The sequence below is a fragment of the Tautonia marina genome, from assembly GCF_009177065.1.
Taxonomy (GTDB): Bacteria; Planctomycetota; Planctomycetia; order Isosphaerales; family Isosphaeraceae; genus Tautonia; species Tautonia marina.
Map to the genome: position 1 here is coordinate 1 of NZ_WEZF01000062.1, position 878 is coordinate 878.

The following is an 878-nucleotide window of genomic DNA, read 5'->3' on the forward strand; positions in this document are numbered from 1 at the left end:
ACCGGGCCCATGGCAACCGTCGCCTGTTCCTTGACGACGTCTTCGTCGCCCACCTGCTGGCCTTCTTCAACCCCGCGATCCGCTCCCTGCGCACCCTCGAGGACTTCAGCCAGACGGAGCAGGCTCGGCGGCACCTGTCCACGCCGAAGCTCTGCCGCAGCACCCTCTCGGACTTCCATCGCCTTGCCGACCCCGGGCGGTTGCGGCCGATGCTCGACGCCCTGCGGGCCGAGTTGGGACGCAGGCGGGCCGGCGGCGTCGGCCCCGACGACGGCCTGGGCGACCTGCTGCGGCGGGCCCTGGCCGTCGACGGCACCTTCCTGCCGGCCTGCGCCCAGGTCGCCTGGGCGGTCCGATCGGGCAAGGGGCCCGACGGCGGACGCCACCGCGCCCGGCTGGACTTCGAGGTCGCCGTCGGCGACGGCCTGCCGGAGGTGATCGCTGTCCCCGAGCCGGGGCAGAGCGAGGCCGACGCGGCGATCGGCCGGATCGAGGCCGGCCAGGTCCGGCTCTACGACCGCGGCTCCGACAGCTTCGCCCTGATCGACGCCCACTACGACGACCGGCCGGGTGGGCCCACGCCCCGGGCCCACTTCGTCATCCGCTTCCGGCCCCCCGGCCGCAATACGCCGGCGTTGGCCGAGGCGTCCGATCGGCCGCTCGGTCCGGAGGACCACGCCGCCGGGGTCGTCAGCGACCGTGTCGGGGCCTTCCACGCCTCGCGACGGGCGAAGCATCAGGTCCGCGACGTGCCACTCCGCGAGGTGGTCGTGGAGCGGGTCGAGGACGGCGTGACGACGACGATCCGGCTGATCACCAACCTGTTGGACGTACCGGCGGCGGCCGTGGCCGAGCTGTACCGCCATCGCTGGCGCGTG

At 74.3% G+C, this 878-nt stretch carries 1 protein-coding gene; it reads left to right on the top strand.

Features of this window, described 5'->3' with window-relative positions:
* A partial coding sequence (locus tag GA615_RS27705; protein ID WP_161602612.1) for an IS4 family transposase occupies nucleotides 1-878 on the top strand: 878 nt, incomplete at both ends.